27 protein-coding genes are annotated in these 23,952 nt (G+C 74.9%); 16 read left to right on the top strand and 11 right to left on the bottom strand.

What is annotated here, in order from left to right:
• Positions 1-82: 82 nt before the first annotated feature.
• Positions 83-460, top strand: coding sequence for a nuclear transport factor 2 family protein (locus EIW28_RS00535; RefSeq protein WP_125245782.1), 378 nt, complete (start codon positions 83-85; stop codon positions 458-460).
• 19 nt (positions 461-479) lie between these two features.
• On the opposite strand, the gene EIW28_RS00530 is transcribed toward EIW28_RS00535, so the two are convergent.
• Positions 480-1,157 carry a TetR family transcriptional regulator gene (locus tag EIW28_RS00530; RefSeq protein ID WP_125245781.1) on the bottom strand — a complete coding sequence of 226 codons (678 nt, stop codon included), beginning with the start codon at positions 1,155-1,157 and terminating at the stop codon, positions 480-482.
• A 138-nt stretch (positions 1,158-1,295) separates the two neighbouring features.
• On the opposite strand from EIW28_RS00530, the gene EIW28_RS00525 reads away from it, so the two are divergent.
• Entirely contained in the window at positions 1,296-2,120 is an 825-nt protein-coding gene (locus EIW28_RS00525; protein WP_125245780.1) for an SDR family NAD(P)-dependent oxidoreductase, read from the top strand.
• Positions 2,121-2,380: 260 nt separating this feature from the next.
• Here EIW28_RS00525 and EIW28_RS00520 read toward each other — a convergent pair whose 3' ends face one another.
• The 4 genes from EIW28_RS00520 to EIW28_RS25550 form a co-directional block, all read right to left on the bottom strand.
• Positions 2,381-3,145, bottom strand: coding sequence for a hypothetical protein (locus tag EIW28_RS00520; RefSeq protein WP_125245779.1), 765 nt, complete (start codon positions 3,143-3,145; stop codon positions 2,381-2,383).
• A gap of 155 nt (positions 3,146-3,300) precedes the next feature.
• Positions 3,301-4,188, bottom strand: a complete 888-nt coding sequence (locus tag EIW28_RS00515; protein ID WP_125245778.1) for an arginase family protein — start codon at positions 4,186-4,188, stop codon at positions 3,301-3,303.
• Between the two features lie 98 nt (positions 4,189-4,286).
• Positions 4,287-4,976 (bottom strand): aspartate/glutamate racemase family protein, encoded by a 690-nt coding sequence (locus EIW28_RS00510; RefSeq protein WP_125245777.1) that lies wholly within the window; start codon positions 4,974-4,976, stop codon positions 4,287-4,289.
• 38 nt (positions 4,977-5,014) lie between these two features.
• The gene (locus tag EIW28_RS25550) at positions 5,015-5,620 is read right to left on the bottom strand and encodes a ribosomal protein L7/L12 (protein WP_125245776.1); all 606 of its coding nucleotides are present in this window, start codon (positions 5,618-5,620) and stop codon (positions 5,015-5,017) included.
• Positions 5,621-5,816: 196 nt separating this feature from the next.
• Between EIW28_RS25550 and EIW28_RS00500 the strand changes: the two genes are divergently transcribed.
• Positions 5,817-7,031 carry a glutamate-cysteine ligase family protein gene (locus EIW28_RS00500; protein WP_125245775.1) on the top strand — a complete coding sequence of 405 codons (1,215 nt, stop codon included), beginning with the start codon at positions 5,817-5,819 and terminating at the stop codon, positions 7,029-7,031.
• 56 nt (positions 7,032-7,087) lie between these two features.
• Here the strand turns inward: EIW28_RS00500 and EIW28_RS00495 are convergent, their stop codons facing one another.
• The 3 genes from EIW28_RS00495 to EIW28_RS00485 all read right to left on the bottom strand — a co-directional run bounded on the left by EIW28_RS00495 (position 7,088) and on the right by EIW28_RS00485 (position 9,895).
• Positions 7,088-8,335, bottom strand: coding sequence for an MFS transporter (locus tag EIW28_RS00495; protein WP_125245774.1), 1,248 nt, complete (start codon positions 8,333-8,335; stop codon positions 7,088-7,090).
• Between the two features lie 256 nt (positions 8,336-8,591).
• Positions 8,592-9,083: a VOC family protein gene (locus EIW28_RS00490; protein WP_125245773.1), complete on the bottom strand. Its 492-nt coding sequence runs from the start codon at positions 9,081-9,083 to the stop codon at positions 8,592-8,594.
• Between the two features lie 74 nt (positions 9,084-9,157).
• The gene (locus tag EIW28_RS00485) at positions 9,158-9,895 is read right to left on the bottom strand and encodes a class I SAM-dependent DNA methyltransferase (protein ID WP_125245772.1); all 738 of its coding nucleotides are present in this window, start codon (positions 9,893-9,895) and stop codon (positions 9,158-9,160) included.
• Positions 9,896-10,095: 200 nt separating this feature from the next.
• On the opposite strand from EIW28_RS00485, the gene EIW28_RS00480 reads away from it, so the two are divergent.
• Positions 10,096-10,608, top strand: a complete 513-nt coding sequence (locus tag EIW28_RS00480) for a SigE family RNA polymerase sigma factor (protein ID WP_125245771.1) — start codon at positions 10,096-10,098, stop codon at positions 10,606-10,608.
• Between the two features lie 17 nt (positions 10,609-10,625).
• Positions 10,626-12,035, top strand: a complete 1,410-nt coding sequence (locus EIW28_RS00475) for a hypothetical protein (RefSeq protein WP_125245770.1) — start codon at positions 10,626-10,628, stop codon at positions 12,033-12,035.
• A gap of 129 nt (positions 12,036-12,164) precedes the next feature.
• On the opposite strand, the gene EIW28_RS00470 is transcribed toward EIW28_RS00475, so the two are convergent.
• Entirely contained in the window at positions 12,165-12,998 is an 834-nt protein-coding gene (locus tag EIW28_RS00470; protein ID WP_197716996.1) for a sugar nucleotide-binding protein, read from the bottom strand.
• Between the two features lie 361 nt (positions 12,999-13,359).
• Here EIW28_RS00470 and EIW28_RS00465 point away from each other — a divergent pair, with 361 nt between their 5' ends.
• From EIW28_RS00465 to EIW28_RS00415, 11 genes are all read left to right on the top strand, one after another.
• A complete protein-coding gene (locus EIW28_RS00465; protein WP_125245768.1) occupies positions 13,360-14,910 on the top strand; it encodes an SDR family oxidoreductase in 1,551 nt (516 codons plus the stop codon).
• 150 nt (positions 14,911-15,060) lie between these two features.
• Complete coding sequence (gene idi, locus EIW28_RS00460; RefSeq protein ID WP_125246668.1) at positions 15,061-15,594, top strand: isopentenyl-diphosphate Delta-isomerase; 534 nt, start codon at positions 15,061-15,063, stop codon at positions 15,592-15,594.
• Positions 15,591-16,649, top strand: coding sequence for a polyprenyl synthetase family protein (locus EIW28_RS00455; RefSeq protein WP_125245767.1), 1,059 nt, complete (start codon positions 15,591-15,593; stop codon positions 16,647-16,649). Before idi ends, EIW28_RS00455 begins: the two co-directional genes overlap by 4 nt.
• Complete coding sequence (locus tag EIW28_RS00450) at positions 16,646-17,503, top strand: phytoene/squalene synthase family protein (RefSeq protein ID WP_197716995.1); 858 nt, start codon at positions 16,646-16,648, stop codon at positions 17,501-17,503. Before EIW28_RS00455 ends, EIW28_RS00450 begins: the two co-directional genes overlap by 4 nt.
• Complete coding sequence (crtI, locus tag EIW28_RS00445; RefSeq protein WP_125245766.1) at positions 17,500-19,026, top strand: phytoene desaturase family protein; 1,527 nt, start codon at positions 17,500-17,502, stop codon at positions 19,024-19,026. The genes EIW28_RS00450 and crtI overlap by 4 nt, the downstream gene beginning before the upstream one ends.
• A gap of 1 nt (position 19,027) precedes the next feature.
• The gene (locus EIW28_RS00440; protein ID WP_125245765.1) at positions 19,028-19,351 is read left to right on the top strand and encodes a lycopene cyclase domain-containing protein; all 324 of its coding nucleotides are present in this window, start codon (positions 19,028-19,030) and stop codon (positions 19,349-19,351) included.
• Complete coding sequence (locus EIW28_RS00435; RefSeq protein WP_125245764.1) at positions 19,348-19,653, top strand: lycopene cyclase domain-containing protein; 306 nt, start codon at positions 19,348-19,350, stop codon at positions 19,651-19,653. The genes EIW28_RS00440 and EIW28_RS00435 overlap by 4 nt, the downstream gene beginning before the upstream one ends.
• Complete coding sequence (locus EIW28_RS00430; protein WP_125245763.1) at positions 19,650-20,531, top strand: prenyltransferase; 882 nt, start codon at positions 19,650-19,652, stop codon at positions 20,529-20,531. Before EIW28_RS00435 ends, EIW28_RS00430 begins: the two co-directional genes overlap by 4 nt.
• A 12-nt stretch (positions 20,532-20,543) precedes the next feature.
• The gene (locus tag EIW28_RS00425; RefSeq protein WP_125245762.1) at positions 20,544-20,927 is read left to right on the top strand and encodes a DUF4267 domain-containing protein; all 384 of its coding nucleotides are present in this window, start codon (positions 20,544-20,546) and stop codon (positions 20,925-20,927) included.
• A gap of 60 nt (positions 20,928-20,987) precedes the next feature.
• Positions 20,988-21,620, top strand: a complete 633-nt coding sequence (gene sigK, locus EIW28_RS00420; RefSeq protein ID WP_125245761.1) for an ECF RNA polymerase sigma factor SigK — start codon at positions 20,988-20,990, stop codon at positions 21,618-21,620.
• Complete coding sequence (locus EIW28_RS00415) at positions 21,617-22,348, top strand: anti-sigma factor (protein ID WP_125245760.1); 732 nt, start codon at positions 21,617-21,619, stop codon at positions 22,346-22,348. The genes sigK and EIW28_RS00415 overlap by 4 nt, the downstream gene beginning before the upstream one ends.
• 52 nt (positions 22,349-22,400) lie before the next feature.
• Here EIW28_RS00415 and EIW28_RS00410 read toward each other — a convergent pair whose 3' ends face one another.
• A complete protein-coding gene (locus EIW28_RS00410) occupies positions 22,401-23,063 on the bottom strand; it encodes a response regulator (protein WP_125245759.1) in 663 nt (220 codons plus the stop codon).
• Positions 23,060-23,842, bottom strand: coding sequence for a sensor histidine kinase (locus EIW28_RS00405; protein ID WP_125246666.1), 783 nt, complete (start codon positions 23,840-23,842; stop codon positions 23,060-23,062). Before EIW28_RS00405 ends, EIW28_RS00410 begins: the two co-directional genes overlap by 4 nt.
• Positions 23,843-23,952: the final 110 nt, after the last annotated feature.

Raw genomic sequence — 23,952 nt, 5'->3', positions numbered from 1 at the left:
CCGATCGCATCGAGGGGTATGGGGGACAGCCGGTTCCTCGGCCCCATAGCCTGGTGTTGTCGGCACCGGTCGGAGGTTGCTCATGGCGACGGACATCGAAGCACTGCTTGCACTCGAACACCAGGGCTGGGCCTCGCTCTGCGACGGCACCGGCGGCCGCTTCTACGGCGCCGCCATGACCGAAGCGGGCCTCATGGTGCTCGCCCACGGCCAGGCCCTCGACCGCGCCGCGGTCGTCGCGTCGCTGCGGGACGCGCCCGCCTGGGACGGCTACGAGATCGCCGATCCTCGGCTGGTGCCGCTGGGCGCGGACGCTGCGGCCCTCGTCTACACCGGCAGAGCCTGGAGGGCGGGCGACGGGTCGCGGTTCGAAGCGCTCATGGCCTCGACGTACGTTCTGGTGCAAGGGGAGTGGCGGCTGGCCCTGTACCAGCAGACCCCGGTCCCCGCAGCGTCCTAATCAGAGCCGTAGGCAGCGGTCACCGGCGGGCCGCTCGGGCGAGCGTGCCCGCCGTGAGGGTGGCGATGGTCGTCGTGAGGAAGTCGGTGAAGTCGATGCGCATGGCGCCCACGGCGGGGTCGGCTTCGTAGGCGGCGAGGACGCTCGGCGCCGGATCCGCGTGGGTGGCGACGGCCCCGGTGACCAGGATGATGTGGCGGCAGAGCGATCCGGCGGACTCGCCGAGTTCGGGCAGGTGCCGGCGGAGCAGGCCGGTCAGGGTCGCGCGGTGCCGTGCGGCGGCGCGCTTGTAGTCGAGGGCGACCTCGGTGGAGATGTTGCGTTCGAGCACGGCGGCCTGGGCGCTGAGCAGGTCGCACAGCACGCGTTCGCCAGCGAGCGACTCGGCGAGGGCCGCGGCGAGCCGGTCGCCGCGGTCGGCGGCGCTCGCGTCGGGCGGGATCGCCGCGTCGAGGCGGGGCGGCAGCGCGGCGAGCCAGCGCCCCTCGGCGCGGTCGAGGAGTTCGAGCAGGACCGCTTCGCGCGACTCGAAGTAGCGCAGCACGTTCGACTTGGCCAGGCCGACGCGGCGCGCGAGTTCGTTCAAGGTGAGTGCGGCGACCGGCATGGTCTCGAGCATCTCGGCGGCGGTCTCCAGGATCGCCGCACGGCGGGCCTCCCGCTGCTCCTCGGAGCGCGCGCGCTGGAATGTCGTCATCGACACAGCGTACAGACTCGCGGTCTCTTGAATAAAAGACCGGCGGTGCGTTATAGTCGAAATACAACGGACCGCCGGTCTGAAACGGGAGTCAGCAGGACCCCTGCCGCGCGGCCCCCGCTCGAAACGAGGCACGTCATGTCCAAGGTCTGGTTCGTCACCGGCAGCTCCCGCGGCCTCGGCCGCGCCGTCGTCACGGCCGCGCTCGACGCGGGCGACCGCGTCGCGGCCACCGCCCGCAATCCCCGCCAGCTCGACGACCTGGTCGAGCGGCACGGCGACCGCGTCCTGCCGCTCGCCCTCGACGTGGCCGACGCCGCCGCCGTCCAGCGGGCCGTCCAGGAGTCGGTCACCGCCTTCGGCCGCCTCGACGTGGTCGTCAACAACGCCGGATACGGCGATCTCGCCTCGGTCGAGGACGTCACTCCCGAGGACTTCCGAGCGCAGATCGACACCAACTTCTACGGTGTGGTCCACGTGTCCAAGGCCGTCCTCCCGATCCTGCGCGAACAGGGCTCGGGCCACCTCTTCCAGGTGTCCTCGATCGGCGGCCGCGTCGGCTCGGTCGGACTGGCCGCCTACCAGAGCGCCAAATGGGCCGTCGGCGGCTTCTCGACCGTGCTCGCCCAGGAGGTGGCGCCCTTCGGCGTCAAGGTGACCGTGCTCGAACCCGGCGGCATGCGCACCGACTGGTCGGGGTCGTCCATGTCCATCCCGCCGGTCAGCGAGCCCTACCGGTCCACCGTGGGCGCCTTCGCCAAGGTCCGCCGCGCCTACACGGGCACCGAGCCCACCGACCCCGCCAAGGTGGCCGAGGTCGTCCGCGACCTCGCCGGCCGCGAGGACGCGCCGCTCCGGCTCCTGATCGGCGCCGACGCCTACCGGATCGCGATCGCGACCTCCGAGGCGCAGCGCGAGTCCGACGAGCGCTGGCGCGCCGTGAGCGAGTCCGTCGCCTTCTAGGCCGCCTCGGCGGGCGTCCGGTGCGCTCCCGCCAGCGCTCCGAGCGATGTCCACTGCGGACTGCGCTTCGCCGGGGGCCGGAACGGGGCCGGAGCGAACTCGTCGGGCGCCTCGTGCCCTGCCACCGCCGGGCCCGGTGGGGGAGTTCGGCGATGCGGGTGTTCCTCCCCGTCGCCCGGCCCCGGCGCGAGGCGTCGCGCTCGGCGGACCGGTCACCCGCGGACGGGGCCGCCGAGCGGCGGCCCCGTCCGGTCGGGGTGTCACCGCGTCGCGAGCTCCGAGAGCGAGTGCAGCGGCGCTTCGACCACCGCGGCGCCGTCCTCCGAGACCACGGTGCTCCCCGCATCGGCGGCGGTGTCAGGGCCGTCGGGCGGGGTCGCGCCGAGGACGACGGTCACCGGCGCGCCGTCCGCGTCGAGGACCACCGCGCCCGAGGCGTCGAGCCCGCCGACCTTGTCGCCGGCTTCGGGGACCTCGGCGGGGGCCGCGGCCGAGTCCAGCGAGTGGTCCGGAAGCCAGTGGTTCCCGGACCACATGGTGCCGCCCTTCCAGTCCCTGGTCGCGGGGTTCCAGACGTAGCCGTGGCCCATGGTGCCGTACCACCCGTCGCCGCAGAGCGGGTGCCCGAGCATCCTCGACTGGATGATGAGCTGCCAGCCGACGTTGTCGTTGTAGAGCCAGTCGGTCTCGGCGCACACGTACCAGGCGCTGCCGTTCCAGGCCAGTACCTGGATCTTCGCGGCGATCTGGTTGGTGGGCTTCGCGAGCGCCAGTGAGCACGGGAAGGTGCCGCCGGGCGCCATCACGGTCGTCGAGGAGACGTCGACGCGCGAGTACCCGCCGCCGTCGCCGTGGGAGATCTCGGAGCGCTCGTGGACGCAGAGGTCGTTGGTGCGGTAGACGTGGGCTTCCTGGTACACGTAGTGCGCGGCCGCCGGGGTCGAGCCGAGCAGGACGAAGGTCATCGCGCCCGCGGCAGCCGTGATCAGCGACCGCAGGAGCGAGGTTCGGAGGCGTGTGCTCATCGTTCTTCCTCTCCGCGGAGGCGTCAGGGGGTTCGCGCGCCTCCGCCCCTTCGATGCTGCGCGGCCGCGGGCGGCGGCGGCGGATTCCGAACGGATCCGAACAATGTGCACGGTCGAGCGGCGCGCCGCCGCGAAGGGGCGCAGCGGAGAGCGGTCTACGGCAGGACGCGCTCCAGGAGTTCGAGGAGGCGGGCCGCGTGCGCTCCGGTCGGGTCGAGGTCGGGGCGGAAGTCCGCGACGCTGGCGCCGAGGAGCCGCTCGGAGCGGGCGAGGGGCGCCATCACCGCCGCGAGCTGATCCCAGTCGAGGCCGCCCGGCTGCGCATAGCTCACCGCGGGGAGCACCTCGCCGTCCAGCACGTCGACGTCCAGGTGCAGCCACATCCGCAGACCGGGCTCGGCCGGCAGGGCCGCAGCGCGCCGCCCCGCGGCGGCGGGGTCGGCCGCGACCGCTGCGGCGTCGCACCGGTGCATCGCCGCGGGCACGCGCTCGAGTTCGCGCCTCGCGGCCGCGTCGAGGCCGCTGGAGCGGTGGCCGAGCAGGACCACCGCGTCCGCGGGGATCATCGGCACCGCCCCGGCCAGTGCGACGAGGGGATCCGCTCCGTCACCGGTCAGCACCGCGAGTTCCATGTCGGCGGTCTCCCCGGTCTCCGAGCCCGGCCCGTCCGAGTAGTCCGGGTGGCCGTCCAGGAACCACAGCCCCATCGGGCCGTGCGATCGGCGCAGTGCCGGGACGATCCCCAGCAGGAGGGAGCAGTCGCCGCCGACGACCAGGGGCCGCCGCCCGGCCTGGTTCCGCAGTGCGCCTTCGAGTTCGTCCGCGAGCGCGTGCGCGGCGCGCACCGTCTCCGGGAGCGCGAGCACCCCCGTGCGCGCGTCGCGTTCATGGCTGTCGATCGCGCAGGCGGCATCGCCGAGATCGGTGTGCACCAGACCGGACAGGCCCGCCGCGCGCAGCGCGGCCGGAGCCGCCTGCTCGCCGCGCCCGGACCCCGAGCAGTCCCAAGGCGCCCCCAGCAGGAACCAGTCAGCGGAGTTCACGATCGCGCCCCCTCGTCGGTGCCCGTAGGCTTCCCGGTCGATGATCCCGCAAACGACGGGAGCCGGACGCGGAACGCGCCGGGGGCGTCCGCGGGCGCTCAGGCCAAGGCGAGGTCGACGAGGTGCTCGGCGTGGATCCGGGTGGAGTCGAAGACCGGGACCGCGGCGTCCGACTCGTCCACCAGGAGCGTGATCTCGGTGCAGCCGTAGATCATCCCGGCACAGCCGGCGCCGACGAGGTCGGCCATGACGCGCCGGTAGACCTCGCGGGACTCCTCCCGGACGGCGCCGAGGGTCAGCTCCCCGTAGATGATGTCGTGGACGAGCGTGCGGTCCGCGGCGGGCGGGACGACGACCTCGATCCCGTGCCGGGCCATGCGCTCGGCGTAGAAGCCCATCTCCATGGTGAACCTGGTGGCGAGCAGGCCGACCCGCTCGACCCCGGCGGCGCGGACGCGGTCGGCGGTCGCGTCGACCAGGTGCGCGAACGGGATCGCGACCGCGGACTCGATCCGGTCGGCGACGACGTGCATCGTGTTGGTGCACAACCCGATCAGGTCGGCGCCGCCGCGTTCGAGCGACTCGGCCGCCGCGGCGAGGACCTTGCCGGCCCCGTCCCAGTCGCCGGCCCGCTGCATCGCCTCGATCTCGCCGAAGTCGACCGTGACCATGAGGCTGCGGGCGTTGTGCTGCCCGCCGAGGCGGGTCCTGACGTCCTCGTTGACGAGCCGGTAGTACTCGGCGGAGGACTCCCAGGACATCCCGCCGATCAATCCGATGGTGCGCATCGTCCCATTGTGCGCCGACCGCGCTCGCCGGGCGGACCTCAGGAGCCGACGATCCGGACGGCCGCGCCGGCGGCGCGGAGGCGGGACTGCGCGGCGGTCGCGGTCGGCTGGTCGACGGCCCGCAGGACGGTCGAGGGCACCCGTTCGGCCGCCTGCTTCGCCTCGGCGAGGCCGAGGCCCGTGAGGGACCGGATCTCCTTGATGACCTCGATCTTGCGGCGGCCCGCGTCGTCGAGGACGACGTCGAACCAGCCGCCGGGCGGCGGCGTCGGCACCGGGGCGGTCTCGGTGATCCGCACCGCCGCGCCCGCGTCCGCGAGAATCCGGTGGGCGGCCTCGGCCGAGGCCCGGTCGACGCCGTCGAGCACGACCGACGGCGTGCGGTCGGTCAGCGCCTTCGCATCGGCGAGCCCCAGTCGCGTGATCACGCGGAGCTCCTTGATGACCTGGATCTTCCTCGGCCCGGCGCCGTCCAGCACCAGCAACCACTCGCCGGCGCGCACCGACGCGGCGTCGAACGGCGCGGTCCCGGAGAGGCGGGGCCCGTTCCGGTCGGCGCGCCGGGCGCCGATCCACGCGGCCGCCGCACCCACGACCAGGATCGCCACCAGCGCCCACAGCGCCACGTTCGGGTCACGGCTCATAACGGTCCTTCCGGGTCGATCGGCCGCTTCCGGCGGCCCGCCCGCCCAGCCTAGTGGGAGCCCGCCCGCGCCCCGGGTCCGCGCGGGCGGCGGCCCGCTCTGCTTAACCGGCCCGGTTCTGGGAATCCTCCCGGCGCCTCCGGGCGGGCTCGGGCCCGCGCGGGGCGCTCTGCATTCTGGTGTGAGGAGACGTGCCATGGACACGCCGTTGACCTTCGACGACGCGGCCGCTTTCATCGGGCGGCGGGCGTTCACGACGGGCCCCTCGCGGCGCGTCGGCGTCGAGCTCGAATGGCTGGTCGACCCTCGCGGCGACCTGGAGACCGGCTGGGACCTGCCCAACGGCGGCACCGTCAGCCGCGAGGCCGGCGGCCAGGTGGAGATGAGCTCCGCGCCGGCCGACGACCTCGCCTCGTGCATCGCCGGGGCCGAGGCCGACCAGGCCGCGCTCGAGGCGGCCCTCGCCACGCGCGGCCAGACCGTCCGCGGGGGCGGCTTCGACGGCGTCCGCGACCCGGTCCGCTACGTCGACGACGACCGGTACCGGACCATGGAGGCCTACTACGACCGCACGGGGCCATGGGGCCGCATGGTCATGTGCGGGACCGCCTCCGTGCAGGTCAACCTCGACGCGGGCGACGACGACGCCGACCTGCGACGCCGCTGGGACCTCGCGCACCGGCTGGGCCCGGTCCTGATCGCGTCGTTCGCGAACTCGCCCGAGCTCGACGGCCGCCCCAGCGGCTGGAACTCCACCCGCCAGGCCCTGTGGTCGCGGCTCCCCGGCTGGGGCCGCCCGGTCTCCGAGGAGGGCGACCTGCGGCGCGACTTCGCGAACTGGGTGCTCGACGCCGAGGTCATGTGCCACCGCTGCGACCCGCCCGGCGGCTGGGGCGTCCCGCCCGGCATGACCTTGCGGGACTGGCTCCGCCACGGCCACGACGGCCGCTGGCCCACCCGCGGGGACCTCGAGTACCACATGAGCACGCTCTTCCCGCCCGTGCGGCCGCGCGGGTGGCTCGAGCTGCGCATGATCGACCAGCAGCACGGCGACGGCTGGATCGTGCCCGCCGTCCTCGCCGCGACCCTCATGGACGACCGCCGCGCCGCCGACGCCGCCCACGAGGCCACCGAGGCCCTCTGCGGCGGCCGCCCGCAGCCGCCGCCGGCGATGTGGGACCAGGCCGCGCGCATCGGCCTGGCCGACCCGGTCCTGCACGAGGCGGCGCAGGCGTGCTTCGCCGCCGCGGCGGAGGCGCTGGCGCGTGGGGAGGCGCCGCAGCGGCTGCGCTCCCGCCTCGCCGAGTTCCGGCTCCGCTACACCGACCTGCGCCGCTGCCCGGCCGACGACCGCCTCGACGCGATCCGCGCGAACAGGCCGATACCCCAGGAGGCGGCCCCGGCGCTCTGACCGGCGCTCCCGCGCCCGGCCGGCGTCGGGCGGCCGTACTGTGCGCGTTCGCGAGGTCAGTTGCGCCGCTTCATGATCCGTTCCGCCAGGACGATGAGGGTCGCCACCCCGGCGAGGGCGGCGAGGAGGGTGAACATCGGGGCGGTACCGCCGGTCCAGGCGGCGAGGTGGGCCCCGGCCCAGGGGCTCAAGGCGAGGGCGACGGTGGCGGGTGCGGTGAGGATGCCGTGGAGGGTGGCGTAGCCCTGCGGTCCCCAGCGGTCGGTGATGACCGTGGCGTCCAAGAGGGTGAAGGCGCCGCGGGCGGCGCCCAGGAGGACGACCGTGGCGAAGACGAGCGGGACGGGTCCGGCGATGAGCGCGGTGGCGAGCAGCATCGCGGCCCCGGTGCCGAGGATCGCGACGGCGCGGACGGTAGGGCCGGTGCGGATCGCGATGGGGGCGTAGGCGATGCGTCCGAGCAGCTGGCCGGCGCCGCAGAGGCCGAGCGCCCAGGCGGCGACGGTGGTGTCCATGCCGCGGCCGGTCATGAGCGGCACGAGGTAGAGGTTGGAGGTGCCCATCGCGAACCCGGTCAGGGCGATGGCGGCGGCGAGGGCGACGAACCCCGGTGAGGTGATGATCCGCCTGCGGTCCAGCGCCGGGGTTTCGAACGCCGCTTCGCGGCCGGCGTGGAGCGGCTGCGCGGGCCAGGGCGGATCGAGCGCGATGGCGTGGGCGGGGACGGTGAGGGCGGCCAGCACGACGGCGAGCACGAGGTAGGTGCCGCGCCAGTCGAAGTGGCCGTTGACGAACGCGGTGAGCGGGGCGAAGACGGTGGAGGCGAGGCCGCCGGCGAGCGTGACGATCGTCAGCGCGCGGACGCGCCGGGCGCCGTACCAGACGGTGATGGCGGCGAACGCGGGCTTGTAGAGGACGGCGGCCTGGGCGACGCCCGAGAGGACCCAGGCGGCGGTGAACCACCACAGGTTCGGGGCGGTCGCGATGCCGACGACCGCGAGCACGGCCGCGACCGAGCCGGCGGTCATGACCAGGCGGGGGCCGCGCCGGTCGAGGAGGTGGCCGATCCAGATCCCGGCGAGCGCGGAGGCGCCGAGCCCGATCGAGAAGGCGCCCATCACGGCCGCGGTCGACCAGCCGGTGTCCGCGGTGATGTCGGCGAGTAGGACGGGCAGGGCGTAGAACAGCACGCCCCAACTGGTGATCTGCGTGGCGCACAGCGCGATGAGGACCCGCCGCGGCACCCGCTCGCCTGCGGGCGGGCGGCGGTCGTCGGTCGCGGAGGCGGTGCCAGGAACGGGCATGGGGTCAGGTCTATCACCCCCGAGCCGCGTCTCCGCCGGAATGCGTCGCGCGACACTGCCTGGCGCACTGCACTTCTCGTCAGATCGCCGCGCCGGAACCCGGTCGGGCCGCCCCGCGGGAGGGCGGAACGACCGCCGCGCCGGTCCGGACCTGGCGCCTGCGACAGCCCCTCGCGGACCGGACCTCGACCGGGCGAAGCCGACCCGACGGCGGGCGGCCGCCGCGACCGGTTCGGGCCGCGGCGGCCGCGTGCCGTCAGGACAGGCCGGGCGCGTCCATGACCTGGGTCTGCTCCATCGCCTTGTGGTACTTCGGGTCTGCGAACCGGCGGCCCAGCTCCTGCTCGGTGACCTCCTCGACCCGCTCCTGGAGCCAGTAGAGGTTGCCGATCGGGTCTCTGACCCGGGCGATGCGGTCGCCCCAGGCCTGGACGTCGGTCACCGGGGTCACGACGGCCGCGCCGGCGCCGACGGCGCGCTGGAGCGCAGCCGCGGCGTCGGCGACGTACAGGCGCAGCATGGCGGGCGTCTCGACCGTGAACGGCGAGTCGAACATCATCACGATCGAGGTGCCGATGCGGACCTCCGCATGGCCGATCGAGCCCGGCTCGGCGCCCTCGACGCGGCCGAGTTCCTCGGCGTCGAACGCGGCCTTGAGGAAGTCGATGACCGCCGCGGTGTCCTTGGTGATGATCCAAGGGGTCACGGTGCCGTACCCCTCGGGGATCGGGTCGGGTCTGGTGGTCATGGCATGGTCCTTCCTCCGCTGGAGCGTCCGTCCCGCCCAGTATATCAGAACGGAATTATACGTTCCGAAAAGCCTCAGGCCGGCAGCCGGTACACCGAGACGTGCGAGCGCGACTCGGCGGTGAACTCGGCGCCCCTCCAGTCGGCGTGGCGCGATTCGAGTTCGAAGCCGGCCAGGCGCGCCATCAGGTCGAGTTCCGACGGCCAGACGTACCGCTGGGAGCTCCGCCCGAGCCGTGCCCGGCGGCCCTCGTCGAACCGGAAGTGGTGGGAGACGAGGCGCTGGTTCAGGACGTCGTACACGTCGACGCCCATGTAGCCGGGCTTGACGGCGAACACCGCCGCGCCGGTCCCCGGGGACGTGTGCGTGATCCCCGGGACGCCGAGCTCGACCGCGAACCGGCCGCCGGGGCCGAGGTGGGCGGCGGCGTTGCGGAAGCACTCGACCTGCTCGTCCTGGGTGACCAGGTTCGAGATCGAGTTGTAGACCACGTACACCAGCGAGAACTCGCCCTCGACCCGTGCGGTCGCCATGTCGCCCTGGACGACCGGGATCACGCTCTCGTCCACTTTGGCCCGAAGCCGCTCGATCATCGCCTCGGACAGCTCGATTCCGGCGACGGGCACGCCGCGCTCGGACAGCGGCACGGCCACGCGGCCGGTGCCGACCGCGAACTCCAGCGCCCGCCCGCCGGCGGCGAGTTCGGCGAGCCGGTCCACGGCGGGGTCGAGGACCTCCGGCGCGAACATGCCCTCACCGGGGGTGTCGTACGTGCGGGCCGTCTCCGCGTCCCAGATCTCACTTGAAGTCATGCGGCCAGCGTCGTACACCCCCGCGCCGGTGTCGACCCGTTTTCGCCCCTTTCGCGCGATGCGGGCCGCCGCTCCGAAACCAGGCACCGAAACCGGCAACCTCACGGACCCGGCGCAGCGGTACATACGGTGTCGGGCCTCGCCGCATCCACCGAGCGGGCGGGCCGGACCCCGCCACCCGTCACCAGAGAAGAGGCCACGTGCAGACCAGAGAGCAGCAGGAGGCCGAGTTCCGGGCCTTCACCGTCGCGCACAGGAGCGCGCTCCGCAGGCAGGCGTACCTGCTGTGCGGCGACTGGTTCCAGGCCGACGACCTCGTGCAGACCGCGTTGATCAGGCTGTTCGCGGCGTGGAAGCGCGTCGATCCGGGCGGAGCGCCCGCGTACGCGCGCCGCATCGTGATCAACGTCTTCTTCTCGCACCGCCGCCTGGCCTGGGTGCGCCGCGAGCGCGCCAGCAGCGAGACGCCGCCCGCCCGCCCGGAGGCGCCGCCCGACGACGACGGCCGGCTCCAGGAGGTCATCGACGCGCTGGCGCTGCTGCCGCAGCGGCAGCGGGCCACCCTCGTCCTGCGGTTCTGCGAGGACCTGTCGGTCGAGGACACCGCTGCCGCGCTGGGCTGCTCGGCCGGGACCGTGAAGAGCCAGACCGCCAAGGGACTCAAACGGCTGCGCGAGGTCCTCGCGCCGTCGGCGCTGATCAATCTCGTTTGACTGCTGAGGAAGGCACCATGAACTCGTACGAAGACACGCTGGCCCTGCTTCGCGGCACGACCGAGCACCTCGATGCCGGTGCTCCCGACATCGACGTCGACCTGATCGTCCGCGAAGGCTACCGGGCGCGCCGGCGCCGGTCCGCCGCCCTCGGCGGTGCGGTCGCCGCCGGCGTCGCCGCCGTGGCCGCGGTGCTGGCACTGTCCCTGGCGGGTCTGCCGGTCGAGGACCGCGTCCCCGCCGGCGGCGTCGACGACCCCGAGACCGCCGGGTACCCGTTCGAACCCGACGAGGAGTTCGGCACCGACGAGGAGCGCGCGCAACTGGACGATGCCGCGGCCACAGCCTTCGGGACCCTGCTCGCCGAGGCGGGCCTGACCGCCGCGGGGGAGGAGCCGGAGTTCGGCTTCGGGTCGGTGCAGACGCCCGGGAACTACGGTCAGACCTGGCTGCGCTCCTTCGTCTCCCAGATCCTGCCCGAGGGCGGACAGGCCCCCGAGGACACGGTCCTGCGGATCGAGGCGCTGCTGCCCGGCGGCTGGACGCCCGAACCGGGGCCGGCCACCGAGCAGGTGTTCCCGCAGCACCTCATCAGTGCCAGCGGCGCACCGTGGTACGACGGCGCCGACTGGACCGACGAGCTGACCACGACCGAGCTCGAGGACGGCCGGACCCTGTACGCCGTCGACCACGAGTGCGCGTACGAAGCCGCCGTCGCCTACCCCAACGGGACGGGCCTCCGCGTGGTCTGGGACATGGGGTGCCACGGACCCGAACCGGAGTACGCGATCGCGATGGAGGACTTCACCGCGGCCGTCGAGGCCATGCCGGAGTTCGACTTCGACACCACGGGCCTGGCCCCCGTGGGCGACCTCGTCGAGGTCCCCGCCGGCTGGACCCACGACCCCGAGTGGGAGGACGCGGCCGAGCCCGACGCCCTGTCCACGATGGAGGCCGCCGGGACTGCGCTGTCCGGCGTCCACCCCGATGGGGTCCTCGGCGCCGCGACCGCCGTGCAGCTGGGCGAGACCGGGTACGGCGCCGTCGTCACACGCGCCTACACCGCCGCCGGCCAGTACCCGGGCGCGGACGGCGACGTCGGGTTCGACCTGACCTACTACCTGCCGGGAGGCTGGATCCCCGGCGTCGCCGACCTGGTCGAGCGCGGCCCGTTCCCGGTCGTGTGCCGCGAGGGCTTCACCTGCACGCAGGCGACCGACGACGACGGCACCCTGTGGGTGTTCGCCGAAGGCCCGGCCGGTGTGAACTGGTTGGAGGTCGTCAGGTTCGACCCCGACGGCTGGGCCGTCGGCGCCTTCACGCAGGCGGACGCCCCGGTCGGCGCCGACGAGCTCGGCGACCTCCTCCGCTCGATGCCCGCGCCGGTGTACGACGCGGACGCGGTCCCCGCGATCCCCGCGGACTGACACCGCTCGCCCCGAGGCGAACGCGGCGACCAGGAGCAGGAGCGGCACTCCGAAACGGAGTGCCGCTCGACGCCCGCCTCCGGCGACGCGCCAGCGGGGGGAGCGCCGACCGCACCGCCCGCGCTCAGCTCACACCCAGCGGCCGGCGTCCCCGGCCGCGACGATCTCGGCGTAGCCTGAGCGGTAGTCCGGGTACCGCAGCGCGCCGAGGAACGACGCCAGGCGCGCGCCGGAGAGGACGTGGCCGCTCGGCTCCGTGTCCAGCGCGGGCGGCGGCGGGACGTGCAGCAGACGCGCGATGTGGTCGGCGACCTCGCCGCGGGTCGCGGGGCGGCCGTCGACCGCGTGCAGTGTGGACGGCGGTGACGGCGTGCGCAGCAGCTCGTGCAGGGTCCGCACGAGGTCGGTCTCGTGGATGCGGTTGGTGCGCCGGTTGCGGTCGATCGGGACGCCGCGCGCCACCTGGCGGATCAGGTGCTCGCGTCCCGGCCCGTAGATCCCCGCCGGGCGGAGGACGACCGCGCCGAAGCGGCGCCGGGCCTCGTTCTCGCTGTCCAGGAGCGCTTGCGCGCGTCCGCTCGCGGGCCGCGGCTCGTCGGCCTCGGTGAGCGGCCGGGTCCGCGGATCGCCGGCGAAGACGCCGGTCGAGGACACCAGGATCACGCGCCGCGGCCGCGCGGGCAGCGCCGCCGCGAGCCTGCGCAGCGGGCTCACGAGGTCGGGCGCGTCGGCCTCGGACCGGTCGGGCGTCAGCGTGACGACCACCGAGTCCACATGCGGCAGCGCGGCGGTGAAGGGCCGGCGGTAGTCGAGCGCGATCCCGGTGAACGAAGGCGGGAGCGCCTCGACGCGGCGGCGCACCGCGACCACGCGCCGCCCTGACGCGGCGAGCCGCTCGCCGAGCCGCACACCGACCTTCCCGCAGCCGAACAGGAGCACCGAGGACTCGGCCTGATCCGTCACGCGATCCCCCTTCGCCGCTCCCCGGCGCCCGCGTCCGGCGCCCTCGAGGATCCTCCCACGGCCCGCCGCCCCCGGCCGCCGCCCGGCCGCGCGGACGGATCCCGGTCTCACCGGGCCCGCCGCGCTGCGGCGCAGCCCGCTCGGCTCACAGTCGATAATGAGACCGGTTTGCATTCCGGTTCCCTCGGCAACATCGACGCCGTCCGGACCATCGCCGCCGGCCTCCACCCCGAGGCATTCGCGGAGTGACCGCCGCCCGGCGCGGAACGGCGGCATTCCGGCCGTGACCGGGACGACCAGCGGTCCGCTCCCATAAGCTGCCCTGGAGGAGCCGTGCGCGCACGGCGGCGGGGAGGCGCGGATGGGCGGGCCGGATCTGACGGCGCCGAGCGGGCGCGAGCCCGCGTACCGCTGGGCGCCGACCCGCGCGGGGGAGCCGCGCCCGCTCGTGCTGCTGCTCGGGGCGACCGGGTACATCGGCGGGCGGCTGCTGCCGCGGCTCCTGAACGCCGGATACCGGGTCAGGGTCCTCACCAGACGGCCCGAACGCGCGCGCGGCCTCGCATCGGCGGACGTCGAGGTTGCGGCGGGCGACGCCGCCGACCCCGCGGCGGTGCGGTCGGCCGCGGACGGCGTCCGCTTCGTGTACCACCTGGTCCACTCGATGACCGACCGCCGCGACTTCGAGCGGCGCGACCGGCTCATCGCCCGCAACGTCGCCCGCGCCGCCGCGGCCGCGGGCGTCGAGCGCGTGGTGTACCTCGGCGGGCTCTCCCCGCGCACCGGGCCGCTGTCGCCGCACCTGGCGTCGCGGCGCGAGGTCGGCGAGATCCTCCAGCGCTCCGGCGTGCCGGTACTCGTCCTCCAGGCCGGCGTCGTCATCGGATCGGGCTCGGCCTCCTTCGAGATGATCCGGCACCTGACCGAGGTGCTCCCGGTGATGACCGCCCCGCGCTGGGTCCGCAACCGCATCCAGCCCATCGCGGTCCGCGACGTCCTCCACTACCTCCTCGCCGCACTGCGCACCGACGGCGCCGACGGCGCCTTCGACATCGGCGGACCCGACGTGCTGCGCTACGACCAGATGATGAACGGGTACGCCCGCGTCGCCGGACTGCCGCCCCGCTGCGTCCTCGCCCTTCCGGTCCTCACCCCGCGCCTCGCCTCGCACTGGGTCGGGCTCGTGACGCCCGTGCCCCGCAACCTGGCCCGCCCGCTCGTCGAATCGCTCCAGCACGACTGCGTCATGCACGACCACCGCATCGACACCCTCATTCCGCCCCCGCCCGGCGGCCTCCTCCGCTACGACGAGGCCCTGCGCCTCGCCCTCGGCCGGATCGAGGTCGACCGGGTCGAGACCAGCTGGGTCGACGCCACCGTCGCCCGCGCCCCGAGCGACCCGCTGCCCGGCGATCCCGAATGGTCCGGCCGCGTCGTCTACACCGACGAGCGCACTGTCGCCACCACCGCGAGCCCCGAAGCGCTGTGGCGCGTGATCGCCGGCATCGGGGGCGAGAACGGCTGGTACTCCACGCCTCTGCTGTGGGCCGCCCGCGGCTGGGGCGACCGCGCGTTCGGCGGCGTCGGCCTCCGACGCGGACGCCGCAGCCGCTCCCGCGTGAGCGTCGGCGACGGCATCGACTTCTGGCGCGTCGAGGTCTGCGAGCCCGGGCGCCTCCTGCGCCTCCGAGCCGAGATGCGACTGCCCGGCCTCGCCTGGCTCGACCTCGCCTGCGAACCCGGCGCCGCCACCCGCTACCGCCAACGGGCCGTGTTCTTCCCGCGCGGCCTCGCCGGACGCCTCTACTGGCTCGCGGTGCTCCCCTTCCACGGCCTCGTGTTCTCCGGCATGGCCCGCCGCATCGTCGCCATCGCCGAAACCGAGGAACGGTCCCGCGCCGGGCCGCGATAGCCCGCGACCTGGGACGGGACCAGCCAGAAAAAAATCCGGTCCGGGACCAATCCGAAGCCCGGCCGGCTCCGAATGCCTGCTCGAGATCCAGGAGAGGACGTGAGGCATGGTCGGGACCGCAGCTCCGCACACCACGAGGGGACGGGCGCCATGGGCGACGACGTGATCCTCCTCGACGACGCCGGGAACGCGATCGGGACCGCCCCGAAGACGTCGGTCCACACCAGCGACACCCCGCTCCACCTGGCCTTCTCCTGCCACGTCACCGGGCCGGACGGCAGGCTGCTGGTCACGCGCCGGTCGCTGGCGAAGACCGCCTGGCCGGGCGTGTGGACCAACGCGTTCTGCGGCCACCCGCGGCCCGGCGAGTCCTTCGAGGACGCGATCGAGCGCCACGCCGACCGCGAGCTCGGCCTGCGCGTCACGGCGATCGCACCCGCGATCCCCGGCTTCCGCTACCGCGCCGTCGACCCCGGCGGCATCGTCGAGAACGAGGTCTGCCCCGTCTACACCGCGACCGCCGCCGGCCCCGTCCGTCCCGAGCCGGCCGAGGTCATGGACGTCGCCTGGACCGAGGCGCGCGACCTCGCCTCCGCGATCGCCGCCGCGCCGTGGGCCTTCAGCCCCTGGCTCGTCCTCCAGGCCCGGGGCCTCGACCTGCTCCGCCCGGACGGTGAACCGTGACGGCCCTCGAAGCCGGGCGGACCGCCGTCGGCACCGCCGTCGACCTCGCCCTGGCGCGCCTCGTCGAGCAGGGCCGCGCCCGCGACCGCCGGTCCGCGGTCCTCGCCGAAGCCGCCCGCGACGCCGCCGCGGGCGGGAAGCGGTTCCGGCCGCGCCTGGTAGCCGAGTCCAACCTGGCCTTCGGCGGCCGCGGTACCGCCGATCCCGCGGTCGCCGACGTCGCCGCCGGCTTCGAGCTGCTGCACACCGCCTTCGTCGTCCACGACGACGTCATCGACGGCGACGTCGAGCGCCGCGGCCGGCCCAACACCTCCGGGCGCTTCCGCGCCGACGCGCGGGCGGCGGGTGCGGCAGTCGGCCGCGCCGCCCGCTACGGCGACGCCGCCTCGATCCTGGTCGGCGACGTCCTCCTCTTCGAGGCCGTGCGTCTCATCGCCGCCGCCGACCTCCCGGCCGGCCCGCGCCGCAGGCTCCTCGACCTCCTCGACGACGTCATCCTCCTCTCGGCCGCAGGCGAACTCGCCGACGTCGAGTACGCCTCCCTACCCGACCCGCCCGACCCCGAAGCCGTGCTCGCCGCCGCCCGCGACAAGACCGCCGTCTACTCCATCAGCGCCCCGCTCCAAGCAGGCGCGATCCTCGCCGGAGCCCCCGAACCCGCCGTCGCCGCGCTCGGCGCCGCCGGACGCTCCCTCGGCCTCGCGTTCCAGCTCGCCGACGACCTCATCGGCGCCTTCGGCACCGCGGAGCAGGCGGGCCGCGCCCCCGGCGCCGACCTCCGCGAAGGCAAGCACACCGCGCTCATCGCGACGGCCCGCCACAGCGGCTCCTGGCCCGAAGTGAAGGCCGCGCTCGCACTGGCCCCCACCGGACCCGAAGGGGTGCAGGCCGCGCGGCGCGCCCTGGACGCCTGCGGCGCCCGCAAGCGGGTCCACGCCCTGATCGACGAGATCCTCGGCGCCGCGCGCGAGCGCTGGTCCCGCGCCCCCGTCCCCGAAGCGTCCAAGCGAATGCTCGGCGACCTCACCGACGTCATCGAGGAGCGCATCCCGTGAACGACCCCGTAGGACTCGACCTCTACCACCGCACCGCGATGCGCGCGGCCGCCGAGGTCATCGCCGGGTACTCGACCTCGTTCGGCCTCGCGTGCCGGCTCCTGGGCCCGCGCGTGCGCGCCCACGTGCGCGCGGTCTACGCGCTCGTGCGCGTCGCCGACGAGATCGTCGACGGCCCCGCCGCCGCGGCCGGCCTCGAACCGGCCGCCACCCGCCACGTCCTCGACGACCTCGAGGCCCACACCCTGCTCGCGATCAAGGAGGGCTTCAGCGCCAACCTCGTCGTCCACGCCTTCGCGCTCACCGCGCGCGAGTGCGGCATCGGCCCTGACCTGGTGCGGCCCTTCTTCGCCTCGATGCGATCCGACCTCGAGGTCGTCGAGCACGACGAGCGCTCCCTGCGGCAGTACGTGTACGGCTCTGCGGAAGCGGTCGGGCTCATGTGCCTCCAGGTCTTCCTGAACGCCGGCCGTCCCGGCACCGACCGCGCCGACCCGCTGGTCAGCGAGGGCGCGCGCCGCCTCGGCTCGGCGTTCCAGGAGATCAACTTCCTGCGGGACGCCGGCCACGACCGCGACCGGCTGGGCCGCGACTACCTCGGCGACGCCCCCGGCACCCGAGCGGCCGTCCTCGACCGCATCGACCGCGACCTGCACGCCGCCCGCGCGTGCATCCCGCTGCTCCCCAAGGACTGCCGCCGCGCCGTCGCCACCGCCCACGGCCTGTTCGCGGCCCTCGCGCACCGGCTGCGGGAGGACGACGGGACCGGCCGGGCCCGGGTCTCCAACTGGCGCAAGGCGGTCATCGCCGCCAAGGTCTCACTCGCCCCCTCCCCGCGAGGAGTGCGGGCATGAAGGCGATCGTCATCGGCGCGGGGATCTCCGGCCTGGCGGTGGCCGGCCTGCTCGCGAAGGACGGCCACGACGTCACCGTGCTCGAGGCCCGCGACGCGACCGGGGGCCGCGCCGGCGTCTGGGAGCACGGGGGCTTCCGCTTCGACACCGGCCCGAGCTGGTACCTGATGCCCGAGGTCTTCGAGCATTACTTCCGGCTCATGGACACCACGGCCGCAAGGGAACTCGACCTCGTCCGGCTCACCCCGGCCTTCCGCGCCCATTTCGAACCGCCCGGCGCCGGCCCGGTCGACGTCGTCTCCGGCCGCGAAGCGGCCACCGCGCTGTTCGAGCGGATCGAGACCGGTGCGGGCCCCCGCCTGGCGTCCTACCTGGACTCGGCCCGGGACGCGTACGAGCTGGCCGTCGGCCGCTTCCTCTACGACACGTACGAGACGACCGCCGGCCTGCGCGACCCGGCGCTGCTGCGGCGCCTGCCGAGACTGGCGCCCCTGCTTACCCGCCCCCTCGCCGCCCACGTCGAGCGCCGCTTCGCCGACCGGCGGCTGCGACAGATCCTCGGCTATCCGGCGGTCTTCCTCGGCAGCTCCCCGTACCGGGCGCCGAGCCTGTACCGCCTCATGAGCCACCTCGACCTCGCCGACGGCGTGCTCTACCCCATGGGCGGGTTCACGAGCGTCATCGCCGCGGTCGAACGGCTCGCCGCGGCCGCCGGCGCCAAGATCCGGACCGGCGCGCCCGTGGCGCGCATCCTCACCCGCGACGGGCGGGCGCGAGGCGTCCGCCTCACCGCCGGGGGCGACCTCGAAGCGGACCTCGTCGTCTCCACCGCCGACCTGCACCACACCGAGACCGCGCTGCTCGGCGGCCGCGACCGCACCTACCCCGAGTCCTGGTGGCGGCGGCGCTCACCGGGCCCCGGCGCGCTCCTGCTCATGCTCGGCGTCGACGGCCCGCTTCCGCAGCTCGCCCACCACAACCTGCTGTTCACCCGCGACTGGAAGGCGAACTTCGACGCCGTCTTCGGACGCCGCCCGCGCGTCCCCGATCCCGCCTCGATCTACGTGTGCCGGCCCGGCGCCACCGACCCCGCCGCGGCTCCGCCGGGGAGCGAGAGCCTGTTCGTCCTCGTCCCCGTCCCCGCCGACCCGGGACTCGGCCGCGGCGGCGACCTCCGCGTCGAGGCCGCCGCCGACCGCGTCATCGCGCAGATCGCCCGCTGGTGCGGCATCGGGGACCTGCCCGAGCGGATCACCGTCCGGCGCACCGTCGCCCCCGGCGACTTCGCCGCCGACCTCAACGCCTGGCGCGGCGCCGCGCTCGGCCTCGAGCACACCCTCCGCCAGAGCGCGGTCTTCCGGCCGCGCAACGCCTCCCGCAAGGTGCGGGGACTGTACTACGCCGGAGCCTCGACCCTGCCGGGCATCGGTCTGCCGATGTGCCTGATCTCGGCCGAACTCGTCCTCAAACGGGTGCGCGGAGACCGCTCCCCCGGCCCGATCCCCGAACCCGGAGCGGAGTGACATGCCCGGCCTCTACCTCCTGGCGATCCTCGCCGCCGCCGGCGGCGTGGCCGCCCTCGACCGCCGATTCCGCCTGGCCGCGTTCCGGTCGCCGCGCCGCACGCTGCTCGCGGTCGCCGCCGGCACGGTGTTCTTCCTGCTGTGGGACGCCGCCGGGATCGCCGCGGGCGTCTTCGTGAAAGGCGGCTCGGACCTCCTCCTCGGCATCGACCTCGCCCCGCACCTCCCGCTCGAGGAGCCGTTCTTCCTGGCGTTCCTCAGCTATCTGGCGGTCGTGGTCTGGGGGTCCGCGCTGCGGACCGGCTCCAGCGGGGAGGTCCGGTGACGTACGCGCTGCTCTGCCTCCCCTTCCTGGCCGCCGCCGCGGCCGTGACCGTCCTCAGCGCACGGCGGCCCCGCTTCGGGCGGCGGATGGCCGCCTCGGCGGTCGCCGCGGCGGTCCTGGTGCTGCTCACCGCGGCGTTCGACAACCTGATGATCGCCGCGGGCCTGTTCACCTACCCTGAGTCCCACCTTCTCGGAGTCAAGGTCGGCCAGGCGCCGATCGAGGACTTCGCCTACCCGGTGAGCGCCGCGTTCGCGGTGCCCGCCGCCTTCGTCCTCCTACCGGAACGGCGCCGCCCATGACCGTCCTGACCGCCCGGAGCACCGCCGCACAGCTGCTCGTCGCCTCGCGTCCGGTGAGCTGGATCAACACCGCCTACCCGTTCGCGGCCGCCTGGCTGCTGACGGCCGGCGCGGTCGACGCCGTGTTCGTCCTCGGCACCCTGTTCTTCCTGGTGCCGTACAACCTCGCGATGTACGGCGTCAACGACGTGTTCGACTACGAGTCCGACCTGCGCAGCCCGCGCAAGGGCGGCGCGCACGGCGCCGTCCTCGACCGGCGCCTCCACCGGGTCACGCTGGCGGCCGCGGCGGCCGCGTGCCTGCCGTTCCTGGCCTTCCTCCTCGCGGTCGGCTCGACCGCGGCGAACCTCGTCCTCGCCGCCTCGATGCTCCTGGTGGTCTTCTATTCGACTCCGCCTCTGCGGCTCAAGGAGATCCCGCTGGCCGACTCGCTCACCTCCAGCGCCCACTTCTGGTCCCCGGCCGCCTACGCGATCGTCCTCGCCGGCGCGCCCTGGACGACCGCGACGACCGCGGCGTTCGTCGCCTTCGGGCTGTGGGGGATCGCCTCGCACGCGTTCGGGGCCGTCCAGGACGTCCCCTCCGACCGCGAGGCCGGGATCGCCTCGATCGCCACGTGGTGGGGCGCGGCCGCCACGGTCCGCTTCGCGATCGCCGGCTACGCGGCCGCCGGCGCCGCCGTGCTGCTCACCCCCTGGCCGGGCCCGCTCGCCGCGCCGCTCGTGCTGCTCTACATCGCCTCCGCCTGGCCGTACCGCTCCGTTCCGGACGAGCGCGCGCGCGAGTCGACGCGGGGGTGGCGGCGGTTCCTGTGGCTCAATCAGATCGCCGGGTTCGCGGTGACGCTCATCCTGATCGCCGCGGCCCGCGGCGCCTGAGAGGAGTTCCGAGTGGACGCATCGACCTTCGCCGCCCTCGCGGACCTGGCCGCGATCGCCCTCGGGGCCGCGTTCGTCTGCCTCGGCGCGGCCGGGGTCCTCGCCCCGCAGCGCGCGTCCCGCGCCTACGGCATCCCCGCCGCGACTCCGGAGACGCGCGCCTGGGCCGCCGCGGCGGCCTGGCGCGACATCGCCGCGGGCGCGGCCGTGCTCGCCGCCGCGTGGACCTCGTCCGGGCTCACCACCGGGCTGGTCCTGTTCGCCCTCGCGCTGATCCCGCTGGGGGACATGGCGACGCTGGCCCGGCACGGGATCCGCACCCCGCGGTCGCACCTGCCGCACGCGGCCGGGTTCGCCGCCGTCGCCGCCGTCGCGGCGGCCCTGGTCGCGCTGTGAGCGCACGTCGAGGCCGTCCCCGCCGTGCGGACCGCTAAGCTGGTGGTCCGCCGCGCCGGGATGGAGAACGCACAGTGCACGCACACGCCGAGGACGAGCGGGCGCCCCGTGCGCACGCGCGGCGCGCCGGTCGGCGCCGTGGTTGACACCGTCTCGGCCGAGACGCTGCTGCTGCGCTCGGGACGCGGCGAGCACGACGCGTTCACCGAGCTCTACGGCCTCGTCTCGCCGCGGGTCTACGGCATCTGCCTGCGCGTCCTGCGTGACCGCGCCCAGTCCGAAGAGGTCGCCCAAGAGGTCCTGGTCGAGATCTGGCGCACCGCGTCCCGGTACGACGAGCGCCTCGGCTCGGCGACCTCCTGGGTCGCCACCATCGCGCACCGGCGCGCCGTCGACCGGGTCCGCTCCTCCCAGGCCGCCGGCGACCGCGAGCGGCGCGCCGCGGCCGAGGCGACCGTCGCCCCCGTGGACCCCGTCGCCGACGCCGCCGAGCGGCGCCTCGAACACCGCCAGGTGCGCCGCTGCCTGAAGACCCTCACCGACCTCCAGCACCGCGCCGTCACCCTCGCCTACTACGGCGGCTACACCTACCGCCAGGTGGCCGCGCTCCTGGACACCGCCGTCCCGACCGTCAAGACCCGCATCCGGGACGGGCTCGGGAAACTGCGCGACTGCCTGGAGGCGTCCCGGTGAGCGACGACGTCCACTCCCTCATCGGCGCCTGGGCCGTCGACGCGGTCGACGACGACGAGCGCCGCCGTGTCGAGGCCCACCTCCTCGAGTGTGAGTCCTGCGCGGCCGAGGCCGTCGAGCTCCGCGAGGCCGCCGGGCGCCTCTCCGACGTCCTGCTCACCGACCCGCCGCCGGAGCTGCGCGACCGGGTCCTCGCCGCGACCAGCCGCACCGGGCAGGAGGCCGCCCCCGCGCCGCGCCGCCGGCCCGCGCGCCGCCCCGGCACGCTGCGCGTCCCGCGCCGGCGCCTCGCCCTCGGCGCGGCCGCGCTCGCCCTGGCCGCCGCCTTCGCGGGCGTGTTCGCCACGTGGCAGGTCATGCGCTCCACCGATGCGCCCCTTGCGGAATCCGAGATGGCCGCCGTTCTGGAGGCGCCCGACGCCGACGTGGCCGTGCAGCGGGCCGAAGGCGGCGGCCGCGTCACCGTGGTCTTCTCCGCCGAACTCGACCAGGCGGTGGTCGTGGTCTCCGACCTCGCCGAGATCGGCGACGACCGCTCCTACCAGGTCTGGCTCGTGGACGAGGCCGGCCAGACCTCGGCGGGCGTCATGGACCCGGGCGACTCCTCGGCGACGATGCTCGTCGACGGCCTCGGCGACACCGAGATCGTGGGCCTCACCAACGAACCCGCGGGCGGCTCCGACCAGCCGACCGAGCCGATGATCGCCGACCTCGCCCTCCCGGCCTGACCGGGGCCGGCCCGCCGGCGCCGCCGGCCGCGGTCGCCCCGACGCCGGGCCGTCAGCCGCCGCCGGGCGTGACCAGGCCCGTCTCGTAGGCCACCACGACCGCCTGGGCGCGGTCGCGCAGGTCGAGCTTGGCGAAGATGCGGGCCACATGGGTCTTGACCGTCGCCTCGCTCAGCGTCAAGTGCTCGGCCAGCTCGCCGTTCGACAGACCGCGGCCCAGGAGCGCGAGCACCTCCAGCTCCCGGGGCGTCAGCGCCTCCAGGCTCCGGTGGGGGGCGAGTTGATCGGGCGCGAAGCGCTCCACGAGCCGGCGCGTGATCGACGGCGCCAGCAGCGCGTCCCCGGTGCCCACCAGGCGGACCGCGGCGGCCAGGTGCTCGGCGGTCACGTCCTTGAGCAGGAACCCGCTGGCGCCCAGGGCGAGCGCCGCGTACACGTACCGGTCGAGGTCGAACGTGGTCAGCATGATCACGCGGCACTCCGGCACCAGTCCGAGAATCCGCCGCGCCGCCTCCAGTCCGTCCATATTGGGCATCCGGATGTCGAGCAGCACCACGTCGGGACGCAGCCGCCGCACCGCGGCGACCGCCTCGGCGCCGTCGCCCGCCTCGCCCACGACGTCGATGCCGCGCGCCGTCAGGATCATGCGGAACCCGGCCCGCACCAGCGCCTGGTCGTCCACGACCAGCACGCGCGGACCCTCGACGGCGTTCACGGCCGGTCCAACGGCAGTCGGGCCCGCACCCGGTAGCCGCCGCCGAGGCGCCGGCGCGCGTCCAGGTCGCCGCGGTAGACGCCCACGCGCTCGCGCAGGCCCACCAGGCCCCGGCCCGGCCGCGCCGGCCCCGCCGCGACCCGCGGGGCGTCGCCGGCGAGGACGCTCGGCCCGCCGTTGAGCACCTCGACGCGCAGCGAGCGGTCGCTGTATCGCACCGTCACCTTCGCCTCAGCTCCCTTGGCGTGCTTGAGGGTGTTCGTCAACGCCTCCTGGACGATCCGGTACGCCGTCACGTCGATGCCGGTCGGCAGCGGCCGCGGCGTCCCCGAGATCCGGACCTCCACCGGCAGCCCCGCGAACGCGAACCGGTCGATCAGCGAACTGAGCCGGTCCAGGCCCGGCTGCGGCCGCAGGTCGGCCGGGCCGTCCTCGCCGTCCTGCGCCGGAGCGAGCACCCCCAGCAGGTGGCGCAGCTCGGTCAGCGCCGCGCGCCCGGCCGCCTCGACCGCGCCCATCGCGGCCGCGGCCTCCTCCGGCATGGCGGCGACGACCTCGCGCGCCGCCGCCGACTGCACCACCATCAGGCTCACGTTGTGGCTCACGATGTCGTGCAGCTCCCGGGCGATCCGGGCCCGCTCGGCGTCCACCGCGGCGCGGGTCGCGTTCGCGCGCTCCCGCTCCAGCAGCCACCGCTGCTCCTCCAGCGCCTTGCGGTGCGCCCGCCGCGACCGCAGCAGCGCCGCCGCCAGGACCGCCGCCGCGGCCAGCGCCGGCATCGTCGTCAGAGCCCACACAGGATGATTCTGGCAGGAGCCCGCTCCCGCGCGCATCGGTCGCGGGATCCACGCCCCTACATCCCCGGGATGAGGCGCGCCCGGAGTTCCCT

Origin of the sequence: Glycomyces terrestris, assembly GCF_003933745.1 — a bacterium.
GTDB classification, from domain to species: Bacteria; Actinomycetota; Actinomycetes; order Mycobacteriales; family Micromonosporaceae; genus Glycomyces; species Glycomyces terrestris.
This window is presented reverse-complemented; position numbering and strand designations above follow the sequence as displayed.

Coding starts and splice junctions, on each gene's coding strand:
- EIW28_RS00475 (WP_125245770.1), top strand. CDS start 10,626: ATGAACTCGTACGAAGACACGCTGGCCCTGCTTCGCGGCACGACCGAG.
- idi (WP_125246668.1), top strand. CDS start 15,061: ATGGGCGACGACGTGATCCTCCTCGACGACGCCGGGAACGCGATCGGG.
- EIW28_RS25550 (WP_125245776.1), bottom strand. CDS start 5,620: ATGAGCCGTGACCCGAACGTGGCGCTGTGGGCGCTGGTGGCGATCCTG.
- EIW28_RS00485 (WP_125245772.1), bottom strand. CDS start 9,895: ATGACTTCAAGTGAGATCTGGGACGCGGAGACGGCCCGCACGTACGAC.
- EIW28_RS00520 (WP_125245779.1), bottom strand. CDS start 3,145: ATGAGCACACGCCTCCGAACCTCGCTCCTGCGGTCGCTGATCACGGCT.
- EIW28_RS00530 (WP_125245781.1), bottom strand. CDS start 1,157: ATGACGACATTCCAGCGCGCGCGCTCCGAGGAGCAGCGGGAGGCCCGC.
- EIW28_RS00490 (WP_125245773.1), bottom strand. CDS start 9,083: ATGACCACCAGACCCGACCCGATCCCCGAGGGGTACGGCACCGTGACC.
- EIW28_RS00500 (WP_125245775.1), top strand. CDS start 5,817: ATGGACACGCCGTTGACCTTCGACGACGCGGCCGCTTTCATCGGGCGG.
- EIW28_RS00465 (WP_125245768.1), top strand. CDS start 13,360: ATGGGCGGGCCGGATCTGACGGCGCCGAGCGGGCGCGAGCCCGCGTAC.
- sigK (WP_125245761.1), top strand. CDS start 20,988: ATGGAGAACGCACAGTGCACGCACACGCCGAGGACGAGCGGGCGCCCC.
- EIW28_RS00440 (WP_125245765.1), top strand. CDS start 19,028: ATGCCCGGCCTCTACCTCCTGGCGATCCTCGCCGCCGCCGGCGGCGTG.
- crtI (WP_125245766.1), top strand. CDS start 17,500: ATGAAGGCGATCGTCATCGGCGCGGGGATCTCCGGCCTGGCGGTGGCC.
- EIW28_RS00535 (WP_125245782.1), top strand. CDS start 83: ATGGCGACGGACATCGAAGCACTGCTTGCACTCGAACACCAGGGCTGG.
- EIW28_RS00525 (WP_125245780.1), top strand. CDS start 1,296: ATGTCCAAGGTCTGGTTCGTCACCGGCAGCTCCCGCGGCCTCGGCCGC.
- EIW28_RS00510 (WP_125245777.1), bottom strand. CDS start 4,976: ATGCGCACCATCGGATTGATCGGCGGGATGTCCTGGGAGTCCTCCGCC.
- EIW28_RS00430 (WP_125245763.1), top strand. CDS start 19,650: ATGACCGTCCTGACCGCCCGGAGCACCGCCGCACAGCTGCTCGTCGCC.
- EIW28_RS00405 (WP_125246666.1), bottom strand. CDS start 23,842: ATGCCGGCGCTGGCCGCGGCGGCGGTCCTGGCGGCGGCGCTGCTGCGG.
- EIW28_RS00495 (WP_125245774.1), bottom strand. CDS start 8,335: ATGCCCGTTCCTGGCACCGCCTCCGCGACCGACGACCGCCGCCCGCCC.